Origin of the sequence: Streptomyces sp. Inha503 (genome assembly GCF_047215865.1) — a bacterium.
Lineage (GTDB): Bacteria > Actinomycetota > Actinomycetes > Streptomycetales > Streptomycetaceae > Streptomyces > Streptomyces lycopersici.
Genome location: NZ_CP178360.1, coordinates 8,048,127 through 8,067,201, shown reverse-complemented (window position 1 = coordinate 8,067,201; position 19,075 = coordinate 8,048,127). Strand labels below are relative to the sequence as shown.

14 protein-coding genes and 2 pseudogenes are annotated in these 19,075 nt (G+C 68.0%); 5 read left to right on the top strand and 11 right to left on the bottom strand.

Annotated elements, in window-relative coordinates; all coding sequences use genetic code 11:
- Positions 1 to 13 precede the first annotated feature (13 nt).
- The 6 genes from ACJX2R_RS34315 to ACJX2R_RS34290 all read right to left on the bottom strand — a co-directional run bounded on the left by ACJX2R_RS34315 (position 14) and on the right by ACJX2R_RS34290 (position 6,575).
- Positions 14 to 388, bottom strand: a complete 375-nt coding sequence (locus ACJX2R_RS34315) for a hypothetical protein (protein WP_413103271.1) — start codon at positions 386 to 388, stop codon at positions 14 to 16.
- 725 nt (positions 389 to 1,113) lie between these two features.
- The gene (locus ACJX2R_RS34310; protein WP_413103270.1) at positions 1,114 to 2,412 is read right to left on the bottom strand and encodes a hypothetical protein; all 1,299 of its coding nucleotides are present in this window, start codon (positions 2,410 to 2,412) and stop codon (positions 1,114 to 1,116) included.
- A complete protein-coding gene (locus ACJX2R_RS34305) occupies positions 2,412 to 3,593 on the bottom strand; it encodes an N-6 DNA methylase (RefSeq protein ID WP_413103269.1) in 1,182 nt (393 codons plus the stop codon). The genes ACJX2R_RS34310 and ACJX2R_RS34305 overlap by 1 nt, the downstream gene beginning before the upstream one ends.
- A gap of 320 nt (positions 3,594 to 3,913) precedes the next feature.
- The gene (locus ACJX2R_RS34300) at positions 3,914 to 4,105 is read right to left on the bottom strand and encodes a hypothetical protein (protein ID WP_413103268.1); all 192 of its coding nucleotides are present in this window, start codon (positions 4,103 to 4,105) and stop codon (positions 3,914 to 3,916) included.
- Positions 4,106 to 4,467: 362 nt separating this feature from the next.
- On the bottom strand, positions 4,468 to 5,790 hold the full coding sequence (locus ACJX2R_RS34295) for a 7-cyano-7-deazaguanine synthase (protein ID WP_413103267.1): 1,323 nt from the start codon (positions 5,788 to 5,790) through the stop codon (positions 4,468 to 4,470).
- Positions 5,787 to 6,575: a hypothetical protein gene (locus ACJX2R_RS34290; protein ID WP_413103266.1), complete on the bottom strand. Its 789-nt coding sequence runs from the start codon at positions 6,573 to 6,575 to the stop codon at positions 5,787 to 5,789. The genes ACJX2R_RS34295 and ACJX2R_RS34290 overlap by 4 nt, the downstream gene beginning before the upstream one ends.
- Positions 6,576 to 7,351: 776 nt before the next feature.
- Between ACJX2R_RS34290 and ACJX2R_RS34285 the strand changes: the two genes are divergently transcribed.
- Positions 7,352 to 7,543 (top strand): hypothetical protein, encoded by a 192-nt coding sequence (locus ACJX2R_RS34285; RefSeq protein WP_413103265.1) that lies wholly within the window; start codon positions 7,352 to 7,354, stop codon positions 7,541 to 7,543.
- Positions 7,544 to 7,648: 105 nt separating this feature from the next.
- Here ACJX2R_RS34285 and ACJX2R_RS34280 read toward each other — a convergent pair whose 3' ends face one another.
- Positions 7,649 to 7,828 carry a hypothetical protein gene (locus ACJX2R_RS34280; protein ID WP_413103264.1) on the bottom strand — a complete coding sequence of 60 codons (180 nt, stop codon included), beginning with the start codon at positions 7,826 to 7,828 and terminating at the stop codon, positions 7,649 to 7,651.
- 145 nt (positions 7,829 to 7,973) lie between these two features.
- Here ACJX2R_RS34280 and ACJX2R_RS34275 point away from each other — a divergent pair, with 145 nt between their 5' ends.
- Complete coding sequence (locus ACJX2R_RS34275) at positions 7,974 to 9,251, top strand: TIGR02679 family protein (RefSeq protein WP_413103263.1); 1,278 nt, start codon at positions 7,974 to 7,976, stop codon at positions 9,249 to 9,251.
- 361 nt (positions 9,252 to 9,612) lie between these two features.
- Positions 9,613 to 9,909 (top strand): annotated as a pseudogene (locus tag ACJX2R_RS34270) (ATP-binding protein); the annotation flags it as partial.
- 7 nt (positions 9,910 to 9,916) lie between these two features.
- Here ACJX2R_RS34270 and ACJX2R_RS34265 read toward each other — a convergent pair.
- Positions 9,917 to 11,437: a hypothetical protein gene (locus tag ACJX2R_RS34265; RefSeq protein ID WP_413103262.1), complete on the bottom strand. Its 1,521-nt coding sequence runs from the start codon at positions 11,435 to 11,437 to the stop codon at positions 9,917 to 9,919.
- 648 nt (positions 11,438 to 12,085) lie between these two features.
- Here ACJX2R_RS34265 and ACJX2R_RS34260 point away from each other — a divergent pair.
- Both ACJX2R_RS34260 and ACJX2R_RS34255 read left to right on the top strand, forming a co-directional pair.
- Entirely contained in the window at positions 12,086 to 15,805 is a 3,720-nt protein-coding gene (locus tag ACJX2R_RS34260) for a DEAD/DEAH box helicase (protein WP_413103261.1), read from the top strand.
- Between the two features lie 200 nt (positions 15,806 to 16,005).
- Positions 16,006 to 17,283 (top strand): annotated as a pseudogene (locus ACJX2R_RS34255) (UvrD-helicase domain-containing protein); the annotation flags it as partial.
- Positions 17,284 to 17,319: 36 nt separating this feature from the next.
- Here the strand turns inward: ACJX2R_RS34255 and ACJX2R_RS34250 are convergent.
- The 3 genes from ACJX2R_RS34250 to ACJX2R_RS34240 all read right to left on the bottom strand — a co-directional run bounded on the left by ACJX2R_RS34250 (position 17,320) and on the right by ACJX2R_RS34240 (position 18,974).
- The gene (locus ACJX2R_RS34250; RefSeq protein ID WP_413103260.1) at positions 17,320 to 17,802 is read right to left on the bottom strand and encodes a hypothetical protein; all 483 of its coding nucleotides are present in this window, start codon (positions 17,800 to 17,802) and stop codon (positions 17,320 to 17,322) included.
- Between the two features lie 137 nt (positions 17,803 to 17,939).
- A complete protein-coding gene (locus ACJX2R_RS34245) occupies positions 17,940 to 18,338 on the bottom strand; it encodes a DUF427 domain-containing protein (RefSeq protein WP_413103259.1) in 399 nt (132 codons plus the stop codon).
- A gap of 72 nt (positions 18,339 to 18,410) precedes the next feature.
- A complete protein-coding gene (locus ACJX2R_RS34240; RefSeq protein WP_413106009.1) occupies positions 18,411 to 18,974 on the bottom strand; it encodes a MarR family winged helix-turn-helix transcriptional regulator in 564 nt (187 codons plus the stop codon).
- Positions 18,975 to 19,075: the final 101 nt, after the last annotated feature.

Sequence of the window (19,075 nt, the reverse complement as noted above, 5' to 3'; positions counted from 1 at the left end):
TCGCTCCCGATGCTCACCGATGGCCGCCCGCGCCCGGACCCTGGTCATGGCCGGAGCCGTGCTTGGCCTTGGTGAACATGCCCTCGATGAGCTTGTCGTTGTCGACATGGCCATCGGCCATGTCGTTCATCGCCTCGTAGATGCTGGTCAGCCCGAGAACGAGAATCCCGGCCGCCGACTCGATGTGCTTCTGGTTCGGCTTGTACTGCTTGGCGAAGTCCTTACCGGGCTTGTCGTCCCCCCACGGCTCCCCATAGCCGTCGAGCGTCGTGATCAGCTTGGTCAGCGCCTCGCTCAGCTTCACCGACTGGTGGTGAAACGTCGGCGCGACCGACTTGATGTCCGCCACCTTGATGTCCAGAACCTCGCCGCCGCCCCCGGTGCCCATGCGACGTCCCCCTCACCGAACGAACGTATGGCAAAAGGTTCATCATATGAAGGTGTGAACGAGGCTCGGCCAATCTGAGGTATGGCATGTGCAAAGCCATGGTCATATGTGTCAGCCAGGTCGAGCACTCGCTGTCTGCTGCCATGGGGTCAGGAGTAGGTTCAATTCCTGTCGTCCCGAAATGTGATCAGCGGGTTTGCCCGAAACAGCAGGCTCGCTGGTGATGTTCGTGTGGCCCGTGGCGGCAACGTGATGACCCAGCTCTTCGGCCGATCTCCCCCACCGACGCTCGAATAACGCGGACGGGTCAGCCTCCCTGGCACGGGCCATGTCTGCCTCCGGTTGAGGTGGTCGAGCGCGCCATTGCTACACAGTGCAGCCAGGGCCGTACCCGACGGTGAGAGGGTTGCCTCACGACCAAGCCGCCTGGTGGTGGCATGGGAGCCGCCTGAGGTGGCTCCCATGCGGTGCGGTCGGAGCGCCGGGTTACGTGCGCGCTCGAGTTACCGGCACCGGGAAGGCCGTCTGGATCACCAGCTCACCGCCCACCAATGGGTCGGTTCGCCCCCATGTACCGGGTCCTTCGCTACCCGCAGCACTCACCACCATGTCATGAATCACCGCTTTACTCGCTAATGAATCATGATGTTCTAACCGCAACACTGAAAGAAGGCCCAACAACGCCCCATCACCGGACAATATCCCCACCGTCTTCCTGCCGAAGTTCACGGATCAGGCCGATCCTTGCCGGTCATACCCCGTGGTACGGGGCCCGCGGTGGGGCGAGGAGCAGGAGCGCTCTGCTCTTCCGGCTCGGTTGTCGGTTGCCGGAGGACGCCGGCCTTCGCGGAGATGTCGCGCAGGAGCGCGTCCCGCAGGGTGTGCAGCGTCGCGATCTTGGCAACAAGGAGTCGCGCCATGGCGTGCAGGGGATCGGCCATCGTGTGGAAGTCGGTGCGCGTGAACCGGTCCGGCCAGGTGACCTCCAGGCGTTTGAGGGCGCCGGCGGAGATTTCCCTGCCGTTCTGGCCCTGCGCAAGCCGCGTGATGTCGCTGCTCCTGCTCCTGAGTTCGTGAAGCAGCCACCAACCGTCCTCGTCCTCATTAGGTCGTACGGCCACGACGCCTCTGAGAGGTGTTGCTGGTCGGCTCGGCACAGCGATGTGTGCGCCGTCGGAACGGGTGCTCAGCATCAAGGTGCCGGGAGGATGTGCGTCGCCCTCGGTCGCTGGGCTGCTCAGACGGAACCTCTGGACGTGGGGCACGGGGAGGTCGTAGAGATCTCTGGGGGCGATTACATCGGTTACATCGGTGGTGGGTTCTGTGGGCAACGGGGGAAGCGAGCGTTCGGAACCTCGGCCCGTCTTCGGTTTGGCGACTTTCGCGAGCGGTCGTGTCTCCCACGGCGGAATCGCCGATGCCCAGTCGTCATGGAGAGCGTCGGCCAGTTCCACCGCCTTGCGGGCGGTCTCCTGGTAGCGGGCGGTCATCCCCTCGATGAAGCCGAAGGCCCGGTGGTATGCGGTGACGACGTCTGGCGGAGGCAGCGGAAACAGCATGCGGTGGAGGGTGCCGAGGCTGATGGTGGGCTCGACATGTGTCGTCACATCCTCGTCGATATGAGCCTTCGCTGTGGGTGTCTGTAGCCAGATACGCAGCCACCGCACTATGTGCGGCTCAGCTCGGATGATGCCGATCGACCTGGTTGCTGTACACCCCGCGTGCTCGGCAGTGACCAGTGCGGAATCGCCCACCCGCCGGACGAGTACGACGGCCAGGTCACCCTCCTTGAGGATTGCCCTGCTGGGCGCGGAATTGCCCGGCCGACACTCCTTGGTCCTGGGCGAGAGGATCCTGCCGTTCTGGACGAACGTCGAGCTGACGACTCCTGCAGTCTGTTCGGCCGCCGCGTCGTCGATGAAACCGGAGGTGGTGTAGATGCGCCTGCGGATCCGCTCGATTTTGATGGAGGTCGTCTGCCAAGCCGCTTTACCCGAGTCGACCTGGTCGGCATTGGCTTCCATCAGAATTCCTCCAAGACGTCCAGCAGTCGGAGCTCCAGGTCGCGCATCTGCTCGATCTGATCGGCCAGTTCGAGCTTGAGCTGCTCGACCCGGCTCCGTGTGTCCCGCTCGGGGCTGGGAGGCTCCACGGCGTACGAGGTCGGCATCAGGCTGTACTCGCGATCGGCGATCTCCTCGGTGGAGCAGCTTCGGGACCAGCCGACCGCGTCGTTGTACGGCGCGACCGCAGCGCCGTCCTCGGAGAGGCCACGCCAGGCCGCCAGGGTGGTCAGGATCAATGCCGTGTTTTTGTCGCCCAGCCTCCGTGCTCTCGACTCCGGGACCGGTTCGAAGGCTCGCCGCGCGTTGACGAAAAGCACCTGCCGGCGACGGTCCAGGACACCCCAGCCGGGGCGCGCGCTCTTGTCCCTGTTGAGCACCCACAGACAGGCGGGGGCTTTGGTGTGACCGAACACGCGAGGTGGCAGAGCGATCACGCACTCGACTAGATCGTCGCGCAGGAGGCGTTCGCGGAGCCTTCGGGTGACGGGCTGTCTGCTGTTGGCCACGCTGTCGGCCATCAGGAAGACGGCCCGTCCGGCTGGAGCCAGCGCGTGCGCGATGTGCTGAATCCACGCGGAGTTGGCGGACCCTCGGGACGGCGGTTCCTCCGGCCACCGGGGATCGGCAGGGAGCGGGGGATCCGACCGGCGGGCGCCCTGCTCCATGTTGTCCTCCGGCGCCCAGTCGCGCTGGTTGAAGGGAAGGTTGGCCAGGATAATGTCGTAGGGCTCGCGCTCGGGCTCCGCGAGGCTGTCCCCGGGCGGGAAGACGTGAGCCGTGATCCCCCGCACCGCGAAGTTCATGCGGGCCACCTGCGAGGTGTGGGCGTGCTGTTCCTTTCCATGCAAGGACATGGTTGGGTTCAGCTCGACGCGTTCGCGGACATAGCGGTGACTCTCGACGAGCAGTCCCCCTGAACCGCAAACCGGGTCCAGCACTCTGTGCCGGTCGCGGGGGACGGCCGCACCGACCATCAGACGCGCCATATCACCCGGCGTGAAGTAGTGGCTGCCATCTGCCTGGTCCGCCGAGAGATCACGGAGGCAGTGGTCGAGCAGGGGCCCGACCCGCTGGGTGGAGCCGATGGCCTGGACGAGAGCGTGAAGTGGTCCTTCGGAACCAGGGGGCGGAACGGGCATCAGGCTCCTCGTGCCCACATCTGCGCTCTGTTCGTCGGCTGCGGGAAGCCAGTGGCTCAGACACTTGCTCACGGCAGCGCGGATACCCGAACCGCGCCCTGCTGGCTGACCCAGCAACCACGACCATGTCGGTACGCCGGTGCCGGGAGCGGCGTGCGCGGTCCGGCTCAGGTACAGCAGCCCGAGGACGAGGTGAGTCGCGTCATGGGTGTTCATCAGCCGCGAGAGGTGCGTGCGGTGTCGGCGCACCTTCGCGAGCACTTCGTCGAGCGAGGAGGGACCCTCAGCCTGCACGTGCCCTCCGAGGGCACCCATGTCGCTCACGAGCCCACCACACCCAGGGCACCCATAACCACGAAAAGCAGCGTCAGGGAGCCGGCGAAGGTCAATGCCCCGGTCTTGAAGGCCGCCGTGGGACGCCCTCCCTCGACGACGGTCACGACGCTGCCGACCAGAGCGGCGACAAGCGCCGCGAGGACCGCGGTGATCACGTACATCAGCCTCAGCTGCACGTGGTTCCTTCCTGAGGTCGGGGGATCTCCCAGCGGACGAGTGGGCCGGTGATCCCTGGCTTCAGGAAGGACAGTAGAAGACGCAGGCCTCGCGCTGCTGGGTGCACGCCGTTTGGGATTTTCTTAGGCGCGCGCCCAGAGTTCAAGCACTTTCGTCGAGTGCACGTCGTTTGGGATTCAAGACAGCGAGTCGGCGAGGCGGTGTGCCCGGGCCTTCGACTCACGATCCGAATGGGGAGGCGAAAAGGCCTTGACCCAGATCAGTCGGCGCTCTGCGCAGGTACTGCGTCCAGGACACCTCGACGATGGGGTCCCATGACCACCAAGGCGGCTTGGTCCGAGCCGCATCTCACCTGCGCCGCCTACGCCGCGTCAGCCGCCTCCGTCGCATCCGCGATCTGAAGCAGCCGGGCCAGCTCTTCCCGCCCGCGCCTGATCAAATCGAACGCCACCGCCGGGTCCGTGTCCGGCGGCAGCGGGGTATCGGTGAAGACATCCGTAAGGGTGTACGGGCCGAGCAGCCACCGCTGCAGTGCGCGCCAGTCGGCGCCCCGGTCAAGCGGTAGGCCGTCCGCCCACGGCAATGCCTCGTACCGGGTGCCGTCGCTGCCGTTGGCGTGGAGCAGCCCGGAGCGGCGCACGAGACACGGGAAGCAGGCGCCGCAGTTGGCGATGGGAGGGCCGCCGCTTCGGCGGGTTGGAGGTTTACCGCAGCTCAGGGTGGACTCCAGGTCGGACGGAGTGAGGCCCGCGCCACGTCCGGCCTTGCACACCTCGCCTTTCGTCATCTGTGCCAAGGGGTTGACCACCTGCACCGTGCTCTCCGTGTCACTCACGGCAGTCAACAAGGCGTTCAGACTGCCCAGCGTCCGCGGGTGCACGGAGCGCGTGGAACAAGCGGCCGAACGCGCGGGCGTCAGGGGCGGATTGAGGGCGAGCTGGCCGTTCTCGGGGATGTGGACGGTACGCACCCCGTGCGCGGTGGCGGCGCGGATCGCGCCCGCCGCGTACAGCAGACCACGTGTGCGGGAGGAGGTCTCCAGCCGTGCCCCCGAGCCGTCGCCCGCCGGGGTCTGGCTCATCGGCAACAGCAGCACCGGCCGTGCTCCGACCAGTCGTTCGACGGCCGTGTACACCCGCTGCTGGAGACGCAGGAGGCCGATCTCGCGGAACATCACGAGCAGCAGCGGGCGGGAGTCGTCGGCGCGTGAGCGGGTGGCGGCCCAGCTGAGGGAATCCAGTCCGCCGGAGAACAACGCGACTTCCGAGGCACGCGGCTCGTCCGGAGAGACGAGCGCGTCCTCGACGTAGTGACCGGTGAGGGGCCGGAAGTCCACATTCCATAGGTCCCCGGTGAGGACTTGGAGGAGCGCGGTGAGGTGGGTACGGACAGCTGCGCTTTCCCACCGCTCGTGTTCCGTGACGGGTACGGCGAGGCTGATGCGGCGGGTCCACCGGTCCCCTTCTCCGGTCCGGCGTACGTACTTGTCGGCGATGAACGCGGCCCTGGCGACGCGGAACAGATCCTCGGCCCAGTCCGGGACCGGACCGGGCAGGTGGTGTCGGCCGGTGATGCGGCGCTCCTTTTCTTGGAAGGCTTCCTTGTCGATCTCCGTCCAGCGGTCATCGCGAGGCCGGTCCCCGCGGTGGCCGCGCCACCACAGGAAATGGTCGGAATCGGTCATGCCGCCGCTCCCTCTTCTCCGGTGGTCTCCTCAGTGATCAGGCCGAGTATCCTGCCGACCGCCTGCGGTACCAGCGACTCGGCGATCTTGGACAGCGCGGTCGAGGAGTCCTGCGCAGCGCCTACCACCGATTGGGCGGTGTCCACGGCTTGTGCGAGGTCCGTCGCTTCGGCGGACTCCTCGCAGGGGTTCGGCGCGAGGTCCACCACCTTCTCCGCGACCCAGTTGGCGATCCTGCCTTCCGGATCGGTAGCGATGAGCACCGGCACTGCCAGTTTGACGTGCTCGGCAACAACGGCCCTGAGGAACTCCCCCACCATGTCGGCGAAGAACACCTGGTAGAGATCGCACAGGATGTCCCAGGCAAAGCCGCCGCCCGCGCCACCCCCGTTCATGGCGTCGTCCATCTCGGGATGCATGTCCCGGACATCGCGGACCGCCGCGGCCATCCCCCTGCGCACCGCGGCGTCGGCGAGTGTGCCGCCGTCCCCACCGACCTCCGAGACGAGACGTGCGACGAGCGCGTCCTCCGACTCCGCGCCCTCGGCGGCCAGTGACCCCAGGGCCCCGGCGAGCCGTTCACCGGCCGCACAGGCCGTGTCGTACAACCCGAAAGCCGATCGATCGGCACGGAGCGTCTCATGCAGCGCGCTCAGGTGGTCCGCCGCAATCTCCTCCAGCCGCTGATCCGCGTTTCGTGAGTCCTCCCGCCAGCGCGCCAGCCGCCTCCCGGCAGAGCTCCACCGATCGCCGCTCGGTCCCTTCCATCGCGTGGATGTCCCCACATCGCCCCCAACGATGGTGTCCCAACCTGCGCTTCTCCATGGCATCAGACCGGACGATCCCCAGGTAGGGCGGAACTCGGCCAGGGCCCCGCGGACCAGCCAGGTGCTGAAACAACCAGGGGTATCTCACTTCCCGTGACGCCTACGCCTAGATGCGTGACCAGTCGTAGCGCTGAGTCACAGACGCCCTGCAAGGCCCGGTTCGGAGCAGGTCACGGGCTGGCAAGATTGGCCCTTGCGTCGTGTGTCCTGTTGCCCATGCGCTCTGCGGAGCGCCGGGCCGACTCGGCGAGGCTCAGCGGAGGGGCAGTCTTGCCGACGGCCCGATAGGGACTCGCTGACAGCCTCTCAAAACAGCAACATCTGACCGCCTGCACCAGAGGACATCAGTCGCCTGAAGGCCGCTTGCGATCCAACTCCGGCCAAGAGTCATCATCCGGCACACGGGCTGCCGACACGCGGGGCGCCCACGCCAGCATGGATTCCGCGGTTCCGCGAGCGGCACGCCGACACGTGGTCGGTGGGGCATCAGCGGTTCTCGGGTGACGCATTGCGGCTTCTGTTGCCCACCACCGCCGATGGGTCCGAAGCAGCTGGAGAAGCTCGCCAGGCTGTTCGCTTCCTGGCCCTCACGGGAGGAACGCAAGAAGGACCTCGATACTTGGGACCTCACTCTCCGTTGCGACCATGTGGTGCCCCACATTCAGCATCGCGAGCACAGCCACGTTTCCGCCCGCGTCGTCGACTGCCCGGAATGCGGAGAGCGTCGCGGGGTAGTGAGCAGTGAGCGGGTAGGGCCCGCGTACCGCGACGACGGGACCATCCGTGAGCGGGCGGCAGCTGATCGAGAGCGGCTCGCCCGGGAACTGGCGGCCGCCGAGGCGAAGCTGACCCGTCAGCGGAAGAACGCGGCGGCAATCCAACGGCGCATCGCCGAGCTCCAGGAAGAGCTCGGCAGCGAGCCCTGATGAGACGAAGCGCAGTCAGCCACCGGGTCGTGTCCCGGTCTCGCTTGCCATGGGTTGCCGACCGGGAGCCCTCGTGTACCGAGGTGTCAGGGCCTGGTGGCCGAATCACGCCCCGGCCAGTGCTTCGGGCGGGGCGGCGTCCGGGCCCGTGATCTGAAGGCGCTTCTGCCGCGTCGGGTCGATCGATGTCAGGGAGACGAGGCGTTGGCCGTCGGCTGCTTCGAGTTCGGACAGGGCGTAGGGAAGAGCCGCGCAGACGGTGGCGATCGCCGTGCGCAGGCCCACCAGACAGCCGTGCTGATGCGCACGATCTCAGCCATGGGGCGGAGCACGTTCTCGTCGAGCAGCAGTTTCAAGCAACGCCCTGCCGCGGCTCGCTGCTGCCATAGCTGTCGACGTACTCGCAGCGCGGTCGGGCTCGGCCAGATAGATGGTGTCCGGGCCCGCGACGAGTTTGTACGAGGAGAGGTGCTCCCACTCGCCGAGATCTTCCCGGAGGGTGTTCAACGCGCTCGCAGGAGTTACTACGGGAATCGCTACGGGCCGGCACACGTCCGTGGTATTTTCGGCCACCCACCGGCGGCGCCCGTCTCTCCTCCTGGGCAAACCTCTCACCGGTGCCGCCGTGACCGTACGGCTCGACGTGCTCGACGCACGGCTGCGCGCCTCGGCCGCCGGACTCGGCCTCAGGGACACCCTGGAGGAACTCGGCCCGCCCCTCACCGACCGCCGTGCCGTCCGCGCGGACGCGACGGCACGGCGGGAGCAGGTATGGTCGTCCCTCTCGTCGTCCCTCGACGCCTCCCCGCTCGCCGGCCAGGAATGGCCCAGACGGTGGTACGACCTGTTGCGCCGGGCCGGGGTTCCGAGGGGAGTGACGCCCGATGCGGCGATCCGGACACTCCAGCAGGCGGTCCAAGTCCTCACCATTCTCCTCGGTCCTAAACGTAGCGGCAACGCCCTCGGCCGAGGAGAACTCGCCGCCATGACGACCGGCTCCGCGCACGGCCTGGACGACGGCACTTGGCTCGCACGCTTCGTCCAACGCGGTGTCGCCCTCGCCCATGGCACCGAGTTCCCCGACGACGCGGCCGGCCGACGCGCTCTGTGGCGGCTGGTGTCCGTAACGCCGGACGAGGTCTCCAGCACAGTGCTGACCTACGGGCTGCGCCCCGCCGGCGAAGGCTGGCGGGAGTGTGCCCTGCGGGAGCGGGCCAAGCATCACGCCGAAACGCACCTGACGCCGCGCGACCTGCACTCCCTGCGGCTGCGTCTCCCCGCCGGAACGCTCATCCACATCTGTGAGAATCCGCGCGTGGTGGAAGCCGCGGCAGACGCGGCCTGTGTCCGGCCCGTCGTGTGCACGTCCGGCAGCGCCGCCACAGTGGTCGCCACGCTTCTTGACGCCCTCGCCGCCACAGGCTGTCGCTTCGCCTACCACGGCGACTTCGACTGGCCAGGGATCGTTCTGGCCAACCGGGTCATCCGCCGCTACGACGCCGTGCCGTGGCGCATGGGCACCGCGGATTACGAGCACCTGGCCGCTCGCAGCCAGGCTGAGGGCATCCCTCAACTGGCGCTCGACGGCCAGCCGGTCAGCGCGGACTGGGACCCGGATCTCGCCCCTGCCATGACGGCCCTCGGCGTCGCACTCCATGAGGAGGCTACTCTCGACCTTCTGGTGGACGACCTGTCACGTCAGATGTAGGGGCGTCGGCACCATGCTGGGCACTGGGAGCCATCTGGGAGCCGACCTACTCCCCAAGCCCCTCCGACACCGGCCGAAAGCACCCCACACCTACGCCCTGACCAGGCAAAGCAGCAAACCATCCGGTGTCGATCCCGCCCGAACCTCGTTCGAGACGAAGGGTCGTGAGTTCACATCCCGCCCCAGCTGAAGGAACAAGTCAGATCGGGGAAATACGTCCGATGCGCCGCCACCGGGTCAGCAGTGAACAGCCGTAGTTGTTGGTGCCTGCGACGCGGTCAAGCTCAGCAGCGTTCGGGGCGGTTCTGGATCACTTTTGGTGCTGAAGTGATCCAGAACCAGAGTTCGACCGACGCCGAGAAACGCCGTTCGCCACGGCCACGTCCCCGGTCGGGACTTCCACCTCCGCCTCACCGCTACCTGCGCCCCCGCAACCCGGGCGCTCATCCGTATCGAGGTGTCGGACACCCGCGCCGAACGCCGCCCCGCTCTCACCACGACGCCCCACGACGCCGAGTCCGGCCGCGGCCTGTTCCTCGTCTCGAACCTGGCCACCCGCTGGGCCGTCACCCCGCGGCCCAAGGGCCCCGGCAAGGCCGTCTGGGCCGAGCTCGACTGCGCCTGCTGGTCTTCCGGCGAGCGGCCACGCCCCGCATGAGGCCGTCTCAGGACGCCTCGCCGCCGCACACCGCCATCGCGGACTTCGTCGGCACCAGCCGCACCTGGCTCGCCCGCAGTTTCACCGGTTTCTTCGCCACTCGGTCCCATAGGACGGCCGTACCCTGGGCGATCCCGAATGACAGATAGGGCCGCTTCGGGACGAGGCGAGGGCCCTCTCCGGACAACCTACCGGCCGGTACGGCCGGTTCGACACACGTCCACTCCGGCTCTACGCCGAAGTACGAAGGCGGGTCCTCGCCCCGTATCGCGGCGGCCTTCGTCTTGTCCGCCGCCGCCTCCGCCGAGTTCAGGGCGAGGAGGCCGGACCCGCCCAGCAGCGCCAGCGTGATCAGGACGTATATGGCGATGTTGAAGCCCTCGCCCGGGGCGGCGTAGAAATGGTGCCGATGCCGGGCGTAGCCCCACCAGGCGGGACCCACCATGACCAGGCTCAGCAGCGTCAGCAGTTTCACCGCTGCGAGGGTTTGCCAGACGGTTGGTACGTCGAGGTCATCGGGGGAGAACGACAGGGCGTCCGCGTAGAGGGTGTGCAGGAGGGAGCCTGCCGCGAGAAATGAGGAGGCGGCCAGGGTCGCCGCGAGCGGCACGGCCCATGCCACCCATTCGCCCCAGGTCCACTGCCGTACCAGCAGCCGCAGCCCGCCCAGGACGGCGACGATCACACCAGTGACGAGGATCTGTGTCCGGGTCCAGCCCGACCCGTCCCTGTTGAGCAGACCGAGGCCCATCGACAGGAACACGCACAGGGCGACGAGTGCCACGAGCGCGCCCGCCGTTCGACCTTCGCGGTAGAGCCCGGTCCCCGCCCACACCCCCGCACACCCCGCGACGACTGCCACGACTCCCCAGAACCACCAAGTGAAGCCGGAGTGCCCTGAGGCGAACACCGCGGCTGCCGTTGCCAGGATGATCCCGGCGAACACGCGAAGGAGGCGGCGTTCCCCCTCTTCTTCGGGCCAGAACCGTACATTTCCGCGCCACCGGCCATCGAGGGGCCGTACGGCGACGCGGCTGGGGCTGCCCGTGTCCCCGGCCGTCACACTCGCCGTCGCGCCCGTCCGCGCCAGCCGCAGGGCCTGCCTCGGAGTACCGGCCACTCGCACCCTGGTGTCATACCGGCCGGTGCGGACGACATACCGAGCGGCGCGGCGCCACCACCGGCCGTGCGGGCCGCTGTGCCGATACCTCGTGCTGTAGGCACGCCACTCCGGGAGCATCTCCCGGTCGCGGACGAGAGGCTCGGCGCGCAGTACATACGCCTCCAGTCGGGCCGCTCGTACCGCCTTCCGCACCCGCTGGGCGGCGCCTCGATCGCAGCCGCGTGCCGCGCCGAACAGCCGCACCTCCACCTCGTACACGCGCGAGGCCGGATCCGGGTCCAGTACGCCGCGCAGCGGACCTTCACCACGGGGGTGGTGACCGGTGACGGGCCAGCCGTGCTCCTCGAAGCACCTCTCGGCCTCGGCCCACTCCCGCTCTCCGCCCCGTACTTCGATGAGTGTCAAGACCCGCTGGTCATAGTCGATCCGTCGCACCCGTCCCCCATATCTCACCTGTCTTACGTCCCCTGCGTCCGCCTCGGGCCAGATCGTCCGGACCGTGGCCGCGCGCGCGATCAGCGAAGGGACTGGAGCCGGGCTCCGCTCTCATCCACGACCCAAAATGACCATCCGTTCCGATGGGGGGCGACATCCGGGTTGTACGCCCGCAGAACCGCTGTAGCGGCACCGCTCGGGGTCTTGTAACGCCCCTGAGCCGGTCCCGAGGGAATCACCAGGCTCTGCGACTCGGGGTCGTACTCCCCGGACACCTTGTGTCCCGCATAGAGCGCGTGCACCGCGACGAGGCCCGGGGGCAGCCTGGTCGGCGGTCGCTGCTCTGAGTTCTCAAAGTGCTCCAGCAACCGGAGCACGACCCCTTCCTCGTCCACCCCCCACGCACGTGCCAGGAGGCACACCTTCATACTCGCCACTTCGCCGAGCTTGACTTCCATCGGCGCCCTTCCCTCTCGTCGGCCGGCTGCGGTGCAACTCTAACAGATTGAGCGTTCCTGCACGCAAACTGAGCATTCCTGTAGTGTGCGGACAACGCTACGCGAAGCCAAGCCAGTAGATTGGGCCCCTCCGGTGGGCCCGGGGGAACAGGAGGCGCACATGCGAGGGGACAAGCGACGGCGCACCGAAGTCGTGCGATTCTGGCGGGCGGTGGAGCTCTTCAGCCCACCCCAGCTTCCGTCTCCTCCGCCTAGAGGCGCCCGTGTCTCGGCCCGTGAGTGGATCCAGCAAGTGGACGTACGGCCGGGGGAGCCGTGGCCCGCGCTGCCCTGGGAGGCGGAACACCCTCTACAGCGCGAGCGGATCGACACCAACAAGGAAGTGTGGCGCCACACCGTCTATGGCGGCGTCTTCCCGCTGTCCGCCGTACGGGATGCGCTGGAGAAGCACTTCGGTGAGGACGCGGAGGACTACGCGGGTACGCGGCAGCAGAAGGGCGAGACCGCGGTATTCGCTCTGACCGTGGATGCTCAGGGCGTGCTCCTGGACGGCGCTACAGCCTTCTCCACCTGCGCGTGGGCGACCGGACGCGTACGCGATCCGGGGCCGGACACGCCGAGCTGGCTCGATGGTTTCGATGAGACCGAGTCCGCATGCGACGAGGCGATCAGCATGCTGACACGCCACCACATTCCCTATACGGAGAATGTCCGGGGCGGCGACGCCTTCCAGAACGGCGGGGGTGCGGCAACGGGCGCGGCGGCCGCTGGTGGCTGGCGCGGCATCGTGCGAGAGATCCTCGGGGGAGCAGCAGTGGGCGCGCTCACCGCTCTCATCGGGGATCTGGGCGCGGGGTTGATCACCAACGCGCTGCGTCCCATCACGAGGCGGCTCTCCCGCTCCGAAGGCAGCGATGATGACACGACTCCCGGCAACCCTCCCCCCGCTGCCCCCGATACCCCCGACGAGGGGGTGGACGACCCGGCGACCGGAGAGGAATCGGGCCGACCGGTCGAACTGCCCGACCTGGTGGCGTTCGCCGCACACGTGGCCGAGCTGTGCGGGGTGGCCGATCTGCTGTCCCCGGCGAGCATCCGCATTCACAGCCAGCGGGTCCGCAGGCGGAAGGACGGCTCCCTGCCCGATGCCGATCCGGCCTTCCTCAACAGTCTGCTGCCGGAAGATCTGGAGCGTGTCGCTGACGCGGAGAATCACGGGGTCGCGCTGAGGCGCTACCTGTCCGATGCGGCGGCTGTTCCGGTATCGGCCCGCACCGACGTACGGCGCCACCCGATCGCGGTCCTGCGCGGAGTGTCGCCCGAGGCGGTACCGCTCGGACGGTGGCCCGCTCCCGTCAAGTGGCCGCTTGCCCTGAGCCAGCAGTTCGCGGTGAACCAGATCATGGCGGAACTGGCGGGGACCAGCGGACTGTTCTCCGTCAATGGTCCGCCCGGCACGGGAAAAACCACGATGCTCCGCGACCTGGTCGCGGCGATCGTGGTGACACGGGCCACGGAGCTGGCCAAGCTCACCCGCGCTCAGGACGGCTTCAAGGGCAAGGTCGAATGGCAGTCCGAAGGATTCAAGCGCAGCGTGGCGCGGCTCAAGCCCACACTGACGGGACACGAGATCGTGGTGGCCTCCTCGAACAACGGCGCGGTGCAGAACATCACGACCGAGTTGCCCGCCTTGGACGCCCTCGGGGAGGAGTGGCACGGCGAAGGCTCGTTCTTCCTTGAGCAGGCCGTGTCTCTGCTCGGTGGCGCCCCGGCCTGGGGCGCCGTCGCCGCGCCGCTCGGCAAGTCCGAGAAGCGCAAAGAGTTCCTGGAACGCTGGTGGTGGGGTGAGAAACCGCGGCGCGACGCCGGCACCCGCCCTCCGCGACAGCGTGGCGGCCAGCGGCCCGCCGACCAGGTTTCGAACGGCATGCAGTCGCTTCTCCAACGGCTGGAGCGCGGTGAGCCCTTCTACGACCCGCCGGCCGGTGCGCGATTCCCGCCGGGCGGGCAGGGCCCCGTACCGGTACCGGAGGGTACGGAGACGGCGGACGACTGGGACACGGCCAAGGCCGAGTTCAACCGGGCGCTGCGGCACGCGGAGACCCTGCGGGCGGCCCGCGAGGCAGCGTCACGTGCGCTACGGGACCTCGACGCGTTGCAGGACACGGTCGTGGCCGCCGAGTCGGCGGCCGGGCTGGCTGGGGACGCAGACGTATACGCCGCGAGGAGGGTGAACACGGCGCACGAGGCCCTCCGCCATGCGATGAGGGTGTACGGGGAGGCGCGGGAGCGGGCCGAGGCTCATCGCCGCACCCGCCCCGGTGGCTTGCGAAGCGCGATGGGTGCCGGACGCGAATTCCGGGAGTGGCAGGGGACGGACAACGCGTATCGGCAGCAGGTGGATCAGACCTTCCTCGCTCTCGGGGAGGCTCGGAACCGGTCACACGAGGCGGAGCTCGCCCGGGGCGAGACAGCCGAAGAGTTCAGGCAAGCGGCGGAGCGCACACGCCTGGCACGCGAAGCGGTAGCCGAGGCCCGACGGGTGCTGGACCAGGCGCGTACCACCTGGGGAGAGCACTTCCCTGAAGGCTGGGACGCTCTCGACGAAGATCGGCGCGAGTTGGCCTCGCCCTGGTCGGATGAGGAATTCTGCGCCGCGCGGACCAAGGTGTTCCTCACGGCTCTGAACCTGCATCGCGCCTTCGTCGTCGCGAATGCCAGGGCCGTCCGTCTGAATCTGCTCCTGCTCAAGGAGGTGTTCGCCGGGGTCGTTCCGCAGGAGGTGGCACTGGCTGTCTGGCAGTCGCTGTTTCTGGTCATGCCTGTGGTGTCCACGACCTTCGCCTCCTGTGGTCGCCTGTTCGGCGGCCTGGGCAGCGAATCCCTGGGGTGGGTGCTGATCGACGAGGCAGGGCAGGCCGCACCGCAGGCTGCGGTCGGCGCCCTCTGGCGGGCTCGCCGGGCCGTTCTGGTGGGTGATCCACTGCAGCTGGAGCCGGTCGTTCCGCTACCTCTTTCGGTGCAGGAGCGATTGCGGGAGGCGTACGGCGTCGGCAGGGAGTGGCTCCCGTCCGAGACTTCCGCCCAACGGGTCGCGGACCGGGTCAATCGTTGGGGAACGTCGGTCGATTACCGGCGGCAGGACGGTGAGATCGAACCGGTCTGGGTGGGTGCCCCGCTGCGTGTGCACCGTCGATGCGAACGAACCATGTTCGAGCTCAGCAACGACATCGCCTACGACGGACTCATGGTGTACGGCACGCAGGAGAAACCCTTCCCGGGGCCGGACCTCTGCGTGGAATGTGTCGAAACCGGTCGGGAGGGCTGCCGTTCCTGTGTCTACCCGCTCAGTTGCTGGGTCAATGTGGCGTCGGGCGAGGCCACCGGCAAGTGGGTCCCGGAAGAGGGGGCGGCCCTGACCCGCATGCTGACTGTTCTGCACCGTAAGTGGGGCATCGGCCTGGACCGGGTGCGTGTTCTCAGCCCGTTCCGGGATGTGGTCAGCGGCTGTGCCCGGACCGTACGCGGTATGCGTCTGGGTGAGGTGGTCCCGGTGGGCATGGAGCCAGGGGCGTACCGCAAACAGGTCTCCGATTTCCTCTCGGACCACATCGGCACCGTGCACACCATGCAGGGCAAGGAGTCGGATGTGGTCATCCTGGTGCTGGGCACCCATCCGCGCCAGGGCGCCCGTGCCCGTGCCTGGGCAGCCGAGACGCCCAACCTTCTCAATGTGGCGGTCAGCCGCGCCAAGCGCCGACTGTTCATCATCGGGCATCAGGAAAGTTGGAGCAGGGAGCCGCATTTCGAGCTGCTGGCGGACACCGAGCGTCTGCCGCGCCGGACGTGGCTACCGGGCGGCGGGGCCGGGAACCGGTAACGGTCAGGACGGTTGGGCACCAGATCTTTGGGAGGACCGTTATGCCGTATCGGTCAATTGGTTCACCACGAAGTTCATGTGCTGGGCGTGGCCGACCCGAATCCATGTCTCGGCATTGCCCGAACCGTCCGGGCCGTCGCCGTACGCGCAGGCGTGCAGCCAGCGTTCGCCATCACTGGAGGCGATCCCGTCGATACCGCGGCGAGGAACTGCTGTCCCGCGTCGAGGTCAGTCATGTGGACCAACTGGCGCTGCGGATCGTCCGCGAGGCGGAGCCGGGCAGCCATAAGCAGACGATCGACGACAACCAGGCCGTCCGCGAATGGCGTGCGTTGCTCAATGAGCTCGGCGTGACCGGCTGGGACGCGGAGTTCCTTCACGACGAGTGGACGCAGGTGATCCTCGGCCACACGGTCGGGGCGCGCACCGACTACTTCCGGGCCCGCCGAGCCGGCCGTGGCAAGAACCTCGGAAGGGGCGAGCGCGCCGAGATCTGGCAGCTCGCCGAGCGCTTCACCCAGCGGCTGGACCGGTTCGGCAGGCAGACATGGGACCAGGTCGCCGAGCGTGCCGCCCGCCTGGAGATGGAGCGTGAGCAGCGGATTCAGGCCATCGAGCGCCAGCGTGCAGAGGCAGGAGGTCTCGACAACATCCATCTGCAGGACGGCTCCGGTGGCTGGGTGCGCTACCGGTACCGCCACATCGTGGTTGACGAGGCACAGGACCTGCGGCCCGCCCACTGGAAGGTGTTGCGCGCCATGGCCGCCCGCGACCGCAATGACATCTTCCTGGTCGGCGACACCCATCAGCGCATCTATAAGAACCAGGTGACGCTGGGAAGCCTGGGAATCAATATCCGCGGCCGCTCGTCCAGGCTCAACCTCAGCTACCGCACCACTCGGCAGATTCTGCGCTCCGCACTGGATGTGCTCAGCGGAGAGAAGTACGACGACCTCGACGGCAGCGAAGAAACGCTGGCAGGTTACCGCTCAGTCCTCAGCGGAGGATTGCCAGAACTCCACGGCCGCCCGGATTGGCAGACGAAACGTGAAGCGATCGCCCAACGGATCGCGGCCTGGGACGTCCCGGACGAACGGATTCCACACGAGCAGTTCGCCATCTGTGTTCCCACCAACCAGATGGCCAGCGAGGTGGCATACACACTTGCTCAACACAACATCCTCGCGGTAGAGATCGGCCCCGAGGGCCCCCGCGACGGAAGCGGGGTGCACATCGGCACGATGTTCCGGTTCAAAGGTCTCGAATACCAGCGAATGATCATCGCGGGGGTGAGTGACGGCCTTGTACGGCGGGAAGCAGTGACCCGGCTGCGAGGCACCGATCTGGTCCGCTACCGCCGGGAAGCGCAGCGGGCCCGATCATTGCTCTTCGTCGCGACCACCCGCGCCCGTGACAGCCTCGACATCTTCTGGCATGGCACCCCGAGTCCCCTCTTGAAACCGCTGCTCACCGCCTGAGGAGACGCAAGACAGGCGTGCACGGGGCAGATCGTGTCAGGCGGTTGCCGGGAGGTGAGGGTGGCGGGGGCAGGAGACGTCGGGGTACCAGTGGTTGGGGGTGCAGGTCACCAGGGCCAGGGAGAGGAAGGACGTGCGGCCCAGGTAGAAGCCGAAGGAGACGTCCGTGCCGTGGGTGAGGCGGGTGGTGGCCGTGGTGATCAGGCGGGACAGGCGGGCGGTGTCGGCTTCCTGGTGGGAGAGGAAGCCGGGGGCGTGTTCGGTCAGTTGCCGGCCCAGCCACGCCGCCGCGTCCTTCGGTTCCTCGAAGGTGGCGCGGATGAGGGTGGGGGACTTCAGGAGCCAGAGGGATGTCTCCAGTGGGGGGAGCTCCGAGTGGCGGAACGTTTCCAGGAGCGTGCGGTAGTGCTCCTCGTCCTCCGCCGTGACGGGCGGGTGGGGGCGGTCGGGCGGGCGGCGTAGGGCCTCCCGGTCGAACAGCTCCTTCTCGCCCAGCCACGAGTACGCGTGGATGTGCACGCGTCAGGGGTTCCCCCTGGGGGGAGCCTGGAAGGCCCCTGATGGGGTGATGTCCGGGTGGGGTCGTGTGCGGGTGGTTCCGGGTTTGGGTGGTTCCTTGTTTGGGTGGTTGCGTGTTTGGGGGGTTGCGTGTTCGGTTAGTTTGATACGTCGATCTTTGCCACCTCGTCGTAGAACGACAGATGGTCCTTGATCTCCGACACCTTCTCGATCGGCTGCGGGTACGCCCACACCACGTCCGGACGCGGCTCCGCGCCCTCGCCCGCCGGGCCGCGGTAGGTCCAGTACGCGGCCTCGCCCTTGAAGGGGCAGATGGTGTGGGTGTCGGTCGGCTCGAAGAGGGTCAGGTCCACGTCCTCCGGGGGGAGGTAGTAGCGGACCGGGAGACCGGTCTCGTGGACCAGCAGGGGACGGGCCGACTCGGCGACTACGCGGCCGTCGATCGTGACCGTGACGTGCTGCGCGCCGCGCTCCACGTCCACGCGGTGTCCGCCGCTGGTGCCGGTGGTCTTGGGGTGGGAAGCGGGGGTGGGCATTTCTTCCTGGCCTCCTCGGGGGGTGTGACGGGCGTCATGCCGTTGTCTCGAACAACGCTCTTCGGCGCGCCCTCATTCCGGGGCGCTCGCCGCCTCGTCCGTCTCCCGTGGCCAGGCCCGGCCCTCCTGGCGTTCCACCTCGCGGTTGAAGCGGGTCAGGACGTCCTCGAAGCGAGCCACGTCCTCCGGGGTCCACGACTCCAGGAGCCGGGACAGGTCGGTCTGCCGGCACGTCCGTTCCGCCGCCATGCGGTCGGCTCCCCGCGGGGTGACGCGGAGTTTGCGGGCCAGGCCGCCCTCCGGGTCCGGGATGCGTTCGACGAGGCCGGCCCGGAGCAGGGCGCCGGTCTGGCGGTTGACGGTCGAGACGTCCAGCTGGAGCGCGTCGGCCAGCTGGCCGATGGTCATCGCGCCCTCGGCGTCCAGGCGGGAGAGGAGCAGATAGCCGGAGCGGTCCAGGCGGATGGGGGTGCATGATTCAGCCCCAGAGGGTGTGCCGGTGTCCGGCTGTGTCGTTGGCCGCGCCGTGGGGTCCTGGGCGTCCGTCGCCTGACCCTTTCGTTCGCGGGGGGTCAGGACTGAGCACCTGGCCACCAGCATCAGCTCGCGTTCCAGTCGCTCCAGCCGACGATCCAGCACGATTCCTCCTCGCCTCCCCCGCGCCCCTCAATGGAAGTGTGCACGATACACACCTTGTGTAGGATGCACACCTCTCATGCTTCCATCAATCTCCTGAA

Excerpts from the sequence above, each read along its gene's own strand:
- ACJX2R_RS34315 (WP_413103271.1), bottom strand. The coding sequence starts at position 388 with ATGGGCACCGGGGGCGGCGGCGAGGTTCTGGACATCAAGGTGGCGGAC.
- ACJX2R_RS34310 (WP_413103270.1), bottom strand. The coding sequence starts at position 2,412 with ATGGAAGCCAATGCCGACCAGGTCGACTCGGGTAAAGCGGCTTGGCAG.
- ACJX2R_RS34305 (WP_413103269.1), bottom strand. The coding sequence starts at position 3,593 with ATGCCCGTTCCGCCCCCTGGTTCCGAAGGACCACTTCACGCTCTCGTC.
- ACJX2R_RS34295 (WP_413103267.1), bottom strand. The coding sequence starts at position 5,790 with ATGACCGATTCCGACCATTTCCTGTGGTGGCGCGGCCACCGCGGGGAC.
- ACJX2R_RS34275 (WP_413103263.1), top strand. The coding sequence starts at position 7,974 with ATGGTGTCCGGGCCCGCGACGAGTTTGTACGAGGAGAGGTGCTCCCAC.
- ACJX2R_RS34260 (WP_413103261.1), top strand. The coding sequence starts at position 12,086 with ATGCGAGGGGACAAGCGACGGCGCACCGAAGTCGTGCGATTCTGGCGG.
- ACJX2R_RS34245 (WP_413103259.1), bottom strand. The coding sequence starts at position 18,338 with ATGCCCACCCCCGCTTCCCACCCCAAGACCACCGGCACCAGCGGCGGA.